This is a genomic window from Hydrogenophaga sedimenti (genome assembly GCF_051857515.1).
GTDB lineage: Bacteria > Pseudomonadota > Gammaproteobacteria > Burkholderiales > Burkholderiaceae_C > Hydrogenophaga.
This window is the reverse complement of record NZ_JBPZHA010000020.1, coordinates 20,817-27,242: the sequence shown is the minus strand read 5'-3', so window position 1 is coordinate 27,242 and position 6,426 is coordinate 20,817. Positions and strand designations below refer to the sequence as shown.

The following is a 6,426-nucleotide window of genomic DNA, read 5'->3' as shown; positions in this document are numbered from 1 at the left end:
GAACCCATCGGCTACATCCCGCCGGCCGAGGCTGAGGCAAACTACTGGCGGCAACTCGCCAATCAGGCCGCAACAACGGCCTGACTTAAACCAACCAGCCTCCACGATTCCCGGGGCGGTTCATTCGGGATAGCGCATAGCAACTGGAGTTTCCCCGGACTTACGAGTGAAGAGCTCGCATCCGAAGCTCAGGCCTTAGTTGACTTAATTGATACACACGGCACAGACGACTTGGGGGATGCGGAAGACACCCTGCAGGACTATGTACGGCGAATCAAATTTCTACACAGTAGTACGGTCCCAAACATTTGGGGGAACGCGGCTTCAGGTGTCCCTGCGTACTTGACGACACTTCAAGGCCTTCAAAAGGTTCTAACTGCCGCGTTGGTAAAGGACAACCATGCAGAGGCAGTAGCCAAACTGCGCAAGCTGACTACTCAGGTGCGCAGCATGGAGGCTCGGCTCAAAGATCTTGAACCGCGTACCACCAGTTTGGCGACATTGGTATCCCGGATTGAAGACGCACACGACGCAGCTGATCAGCTACCAACCGACCTGGCTTCACTTGCCGAAGCACGGGAACGGCTTGAAGTTTTAGTTCGAGACGCCACAAGAGACCATTCCCACATAGAAGTACTTCGTGGTCAAGCCAACGGCTTGGACGAACAGCTTCGACAAAGCGCCGGGGATGCCAAGTCCGTGCTAGAGCGATGCGAGACTGCCTATTCAGCGGCGACGAGCGTTGGACTTGCTGCGGCCTTCACTGAGCGCTCAAGTGCCCTGTCAAAGTCAATGTGGATATGGGTCGGCGGCCTTGTCATGGCATTGGTGGCTGGCAGCTACTTTGGCGCGTCCCAATTGCACACATTGTCTGAACTGTTCAAGCAATCAAACGTGCCCACGTCCATGGTGATCCTGAATCTCAGTTTGTCACTGCTGTCGGTTGGAGCACCTGTGTGGTTTGGGTGGCTAGCGACAAAACAAATCGGCCAGCGCTTTCGGCTTGCTGAAGACTACGCGTTCAAGGCTTCCATCTCTCGCGCTTATGAAGGCTTTCGCCGTGAAGCAGCCCGCTTCGACAAGGACATGGAAGCTCGTTTGCTTGCTTCTGCGCTTGCTCGCTTGGACGAACTGCCCCTCCGCCTCGTCGAGACAGATAGTCACGGGAGTCCTTGGCATGAACTAGCGTCTTCTGACCTCATAAAAGAAGCAATGCGCGCAGTTCCTGGATTCGCTAGCCAGGTCAAAGAACTAGCAACCAAGGCCATGGGCACAGTCGCACCTTCAAAAGCAAAGACTGCGGCCACCCAACCCGCCGAAGACGGCGGCTAAAGGCTATCGATCTGCGGATAGCGCCAGCGAGCAGCTCATTGTTCAGCACCCGCCCGCTCAAACAGTGCCAGCAGTCTCCGCAACACCACCGTCTCCCTCTGCCCATGCGCCTGCAGCGCCTCCCGGCAAGCCTGCCTGACCGCAGCACTCTGCCCAGGCCGGTGCATCAACGCAAACACGCTTTGTGCCGAGCTCTCGTGCTCCGCATCCAGCGCCGGATCGAGTCTCAGCGCCAGATCGATGTCGGGCGCCACAGCCCGCGCGATGGCGCGGAACGACCATGAACCGCCCTTGACCGGGTCCTGTTGGTGGCTGCGCAGGACCTGGTACAGGTCGACGATGCGCGGCAGCAGCGCTTCCAGCGCGGGCGCCAGGTCCTCGAACCACTGCGCCAGTTCGCGGATGCGGTTGCGTTCGAAGCCGGCGTTGTAGGCCAGCACCGCGCCTTCGTCGCCCAGCACCTGCAGCAGCGAGAGCGCGAACGCGCGGCGCGGGTCGCCGCCTTGCGCGTCGGCCAGGAACTGGTGATCGCTCCAGCTGCCGTCCGCGGCCTGCACCGCGCAGCTCCACTGGAACGGCAGCGTCTGGTAAGGCCGTGTGCCGGACCACACCGGCACGGCCGTGCCGATGGTGTCGAAGCGCAGACAGCGGCGCGGGTGCGGCCAGGTGCGCGCCAGCGCCGTCACCGCGGGGTCCAGCCGCAGCGCCCCACCCGGCAACGCGCGGCGGCTGCGGGGCGGCGGCGCGCAGGCCTTGCAACTGGCGGCGAATTCGCAGCCGCTGCCCTGGTGGCAGTGCGGTCCGGGCGTGGCACCCGGCTCGGGGCCGTGCTCGCAGTCGCGCATGTCGTGCAGCCATTGCGCGACCGGTCGCGAACCGAGCACCGGCCGCAGGTCGACCTCGCGGAACAGGCCGGCGTAGCAACCGTGGCCGGGGTAGACGAAGTCGGTGTCGACCAGCAGCAGGCCGGCGCCCTGCACCGCGAAGCCGCAGCGCGCGGCGACATGGGTCCAGAGGGCGACGGTGTCCACGTCGGCGTCGTCGCCCACGGTCGCGTGGCGCACCTTGAACAGGCGCAGGCCATGTTCGCCGGCGGTCAGCACGTCGATGCGCACCTGGGCGCGGTCTTCGCTGGTCAGGCAGGCGCCGAGGATGGCCCAGCCCTCAGGCATCGCAGCGTCGCTGTCCAGGCAGTCCAACGTGTGGCGCATCGCCTGAAGCCACTGCGAGGGCGTCTGCGGCGCGGCCACGGTGTCGGCATGCGGGAACGAAGCGCGCAGCGCCACGTCCGCCTCCGGGGCGGGCCCGGGCGCTGACGCAGGCTCGCCCCTCTGCAGGCGGTGGCGCGCGAGCCAGAAGCGGCGTTCGCAACTGCGCCAGCGGCGCAGGTCGTCGGAGTGGAACAGCGGGGCAGGCACCATGGACGCAACCAGACAAAGCCGACACAGGGCCGGACGGAAACCGGCACAAAGACCACAAGCGCCAGCGCGCTGCGGGGGTCGTTACCGGCGAATGCGTGTTGCAGAGCAAAGGGCGTGCAAGCCTGGCGAGCCACGCCGGCTTGGCGCGGGACTTGCACGCCCTGCGCGCATGTCCCTCCAGTTCCACATGACGCCCGGCTCGTGCACGACCGGCATCCACATCCTGCTCGAAGAGCTGGAGTTGCCGTTCCAGGTGAGCATCGTCAACCTGCCGGCCGGCGACCACCGCCAGCCAGCCTACCTGGCGATCAATCCCAAGGGCACGATCCCGACCCTGGTGCTCGACCACGTGGCGTCGCTCACCAGCTTCTCTTCGATCGCGTACTGGCTGGCCCGGCGCTACCCGCGCAAGCGGCTGCTCAGCGACGACCCATTTCTCGCGGCGCGTGCGATAGAACTGATCGACTACGTGGTCGGCACGGTGCACGGCCAGGGCTTCACGCGCATCTTCACCACCGACAAGTACCTGCCGGAGGGTCTCGACGCCATCGAGACCAAGCGCTGGAGCAACGCCATCCAGGAGCAGGGCCGACGCACCGTGCAGGAGGCCTTCGACGTGATCGAGGCCGGCCTGCCGGAAACCGGTTACGCCATGGGCGCGGACTTCGGCATTGCCGACGCGGCCCTGTTCTACGTGCTCTTCTGGGCCACCAAGACGCAGATCGCCCTGCCGCCGCGCTGCCTCGCGTTGTTCGGGCGCATCCGCGGGCGCCCCGTGGTGCAGCAGGTGCTGCGCGAAGAAGGCTACCGCTGACCCAACGACGACCACCTTACTCCGACGGACACCCATGACCACGAACGACCTGCTGGCCCGCAACCGCGTGATCCTCTGCCACTTCGACAGCTACAGCCACGCCCTGCTGTTTCCGCGCTGGGCGCACGGCATGCTCTGGCCGGCCGCCCTGCCCGAAGGGGCCGAACCGATGCCGGCGCCGGTCGAGCCGCTGACCGGGCACGAGGTCGAGGCGGTCAAGCAGGCGCTGATCACCGCCACCGGCCTGAACCCCGACGAGCTGGCGGTCACCGAGGGTTTCGTGGCCTGGTTCCTGGCGCCCGACGGCCCGGTGCGCGTGCACCTGCTGCACTTCACCACGCCCGACGCGCCCAAGCCCGCGATCGAGGCACTGGGCGGCAAGTTCATGGCCATGAGCCAGCTGCGCGGCAGCAGCATGACCGAACTGCTGCTTTTGCGGCAGGTCTTCGGCCTGTTTGGGCATGTGTGAGCGGCGAACTCGAAAAAATCATGTTGCCAAAATTACATTTGTTCAATTACACTTTGACTGTCCGCTAGCAATCAGCAGACGTTTCGATGTTTTGGATGTAGAAAAATTCAAGCCTTCCGGTCATTGGCCGGAAGGCTTTTTTTCTGCCGGACGGGCGCCAGGAAAGAAGGGATGCGCTGCAACTGGACCTCGGCCAGACTGGCGTACAAAGGCCGGCTGATGAGACGCGAGATGCCGCTTGAAAGCATGGCGCAGGTCATCAGGACCAGCACCAGGTTGTGCCCGTCCACCATCTCCATGACGATGATGAACGCGGTCATCGGCGCCTGCGTGACCGCAGCCAGAAATCCGGCCATGCCCAGGGCAATCAGGGTCGGCGTGTCCAGGTGACCTGTCAGTTGCGCCACGTCACCGCCCAAGGCGCCTCCGATCGCCAGGGACGGCGCAAAGATGCCGCCCGGGGCGCCCGACCAGGTCGTGATCCACGTCGCCAGGAACTTGAGCAGAACGTAGAACGGGGACGGACTTGACTGGCCATCCAGCAACGCCTTGGTGTGGGCGTATCCGCTGCCGAACGTGCTGCCCTGGCTGGCGAGACCGATGGCGGCAATCGCCAGGCCGCAGCCGACAGCGAAGCGCACCGGGTATTGCGTGCGCCACCGCGTGAACCGGTCGTTTGACCGTCCTGACAGCGATGCGGTGAGCAGCCGCGCGAACAGCCCCCCCAACAAACCGCAGCACAACACCACCAGCAGGGCCGGCAGCAGCAGTGTCCAGGTCACGGGTTGCACCCGGATCACGCCGAAGTAGGTCGAGTTGCCATAGACGGAGATCCCCATCAGGCCGGCCAGCACGATGGCGGCCATGATCAGGCCGTTGCTGCGCTGCTCCGGCCGCCGCGAGAGCTCCTCGATCGCGAACATGATGCCGCCCAGCGGGGTGTTGAAAGCGGCAGCGATGCCCGCCGAGCCCCCTGCAATCAGCAACCCGTGGTGTGAAACTGCACTGCCCGCCGGCAGCCAGCGCCGGGCCGAATGCATGACGCCGGCGGCGATCTGCACCGACGGTCCCTCCCGCCCCTGGGAAAGGCCGGCCATCAGCCCGCAGGCGGTCAGGCCCATCTTGGCCAGCGCCAGGCGCATGGAAATGAACAGGCCCCGGGAATCGCACGGCACATCCGGATGCAGGGCGGCCATCACCTGCGGAATGCCCGAACCCGCCGCGCCTGGCGCCCAGCGCCGCGTGGCCCAGACGATCAGGCCGGTGCAGACGGGCGTCCAGAAAAGCGGCAGCCAGACGCTGCGGTTCCAGGCCAGTTGAAACAGCTCCAGTGCACGCTCGGACAACCAGGTGAACAGGACCACGGACAAGCCCGACAACGCCCCAAAGGCCAGAACGACCACCCGGGTCTGCCACAGCGCCCTGTCGCTCAGTTCAGCCCTCAGGGTCGAGGCGATGTGTGGGTCGGAGTTCATGGCGCCTTGCTGTGTGGAGGAAAGTGGGCCCGACGCGATGCGTCGACACCGGAGATCCGGCTTCTATATTTGTGCAAATATACTTGGACCTGACGCGGAATGCCCATGTCGGGATCACGGCGAACAGAAAGAAGAGGTCGAGACGATGCGCGTTGGTTTGATGGGATACGGCAGGGCGGGTCGCGCGGTCGCCAGGGTTCTGGCGGAGGACGCGCGTTTCGAACTTTGCTGGATCGCCCGTCGGCATGCCGGGGAAGGCGAACACATGGACGAGCGACCAGATGTGCCCGTCGTCGGTCTTGCGGGAACGGATCTGAACCACTGGTTTGACACCCACCCGGTGGATGCCATCGTCGATTTCTCCGAGGCGGATACCCTGTTCCTCTACGGCGAGGAACTGAGGCGCGGCGGCCTCACGCTGGTCAGCGCCATCTCGGCCTATTCCGACGAACACCAGCGCTACCTGCGCGAGCTGGCCGGGCAGTGCCGGATCATGAGCTCACCCAACATCACGCTGGGCATCAACTTCCTGCTGATGGCCGCGAAGCTGCTGCGCGACTTTGCGCCCTTCGCCGATGTGGAGGTCGTGGAGCAGCACTTTCGGGACAAGCCCGAAGTCTCGGGGACAGCACGCCGCATCGCCGAAAGCCTGGAGCTGGAGGAAGATCGCATCACCTCCCTGCGCGTGGGTGGCATCGTCGGGCATCACGAAGTGATCTTCGGCTTTCCCCACCAGACCGTGCGGTTGATCCACGACTCCATCCGCCGCGAGGCATTCGGCACGGGTGCCGCGTTCGCGTTGCTGGAGTTGAGCGGCCATGCCCCTGGTCTCTACAGTTTTGACGATTTGCTGATGGAAAAAATGCACAACAGGCTGCTGGAGGGTCGCGCGGCGTGATGCAATACGTTGGAATC

6 protein-coding genes are annotated in these 6,426 nt (G+C 64.7%); 4 read left to right on the top strand and 2 right to left on the bottom strand.

The window, feature by feature from the left end; all coding sequences use genetic code 11:
* Nucleotides 1-342: 342 nt before the first annotated feature.
* Nucleotides 343-1,332 carry a hypothetical protein gene (locus ACS5NL_RS22065; RefSeq protein WP_439356163.1) on the top strand — a complete coding sequence of 330 codons (990 nt, stop codon included), beginning with the start codon at nucleotides 343-345 and terminating at the stop codon, nucleotides 1,330-1,332.
* Between the two features lie 35 nt (nucleotides 1,333-1,367).
* Here the strand turns inward: ACS5NL_RS22065 and ACS5NL_RS22060 are convergent, their stop codons facing one another.
* On the bottom strand, nucleotides 1,368-2,753 hold the full coding sequence (locus ACS5NL_RS22060; protein ID WP_439356162.1) for a DUF2779 domain-containing protein: 1,386 nt from the start codon (nucleotides 2,751-2,753) through the stop codon (nucleotides 1,368-1,370).
* A 169-nt stretch (nucleotides 2,754-2,922) separates the two neighbouring features.
* Between ACS5NL_RS22060 and ACS5NL_RS22055 the strand changes: the two genes are divergently transcribed.
* Both ACS5NL_RS22055 and ACS5NL_RS22050 read left to right on the top strand, forming a co-directional pair.
* Nucleotides 2,923-3,567 (top strand): glutathione S-transferase family protein, encoded by a 645-nt coding sequence (locus ACS5NL_RS22055; protein WP_439356161.1) that lies wholly within the window; start codon nucleotides 2,923-2,925, stop codon nucleotides 3,565-3,567.
* 34 nt (nucleotides 3,568-3,601) lie between these two features.
* Entirely contained in the window at nucleotides 3,602-4,036 is a 435-nt protein-coding gene (locus ACS5NL_RS22050) for a hypothetical protein (protein ID WP_439356160.1), read from the top strand.
* Nucleotides 4,037-4,143: 107 nt separating this feature from the next.
* On the opposite strand, the gene ACS5NL_RS22045 is transcribed toward ACS5NL_RS22050, so the two are convergent.
* Nucleotides 4,144-5,439, bottom strand: a complete 1,296-nt coding sequence (locus ACS5NL_RS22045) for a chloride channel protein (protein ID WP_439356159.1) — start codon at nucleotides 5,437-5,439, stop codon at nucleotides 4,144-4,146.
* A gap of 217 nt (nucleotides 5,440-5,656) precedes the next feature.
* Between ACS5NL_RS22045 and ACS5NL_RS22040 the strand changes: the two genes are divergently transcribed.
* Nucleotides 5,657-6,409, top strand: a complete 753-nt coding sequence (locus tag ACS5NL_RS22040; RefSeq protein WP_439356158.1) for a 4-hydroxy-tetrahydrodipicolinate reductase — start codon at nucleotides 5,657-5,659, stop codon at nucleotides 6,407-6,409.
* The last annotated feature ends 17 nt before the right edge of the window (nucleotides 6,410-6,426 follow it).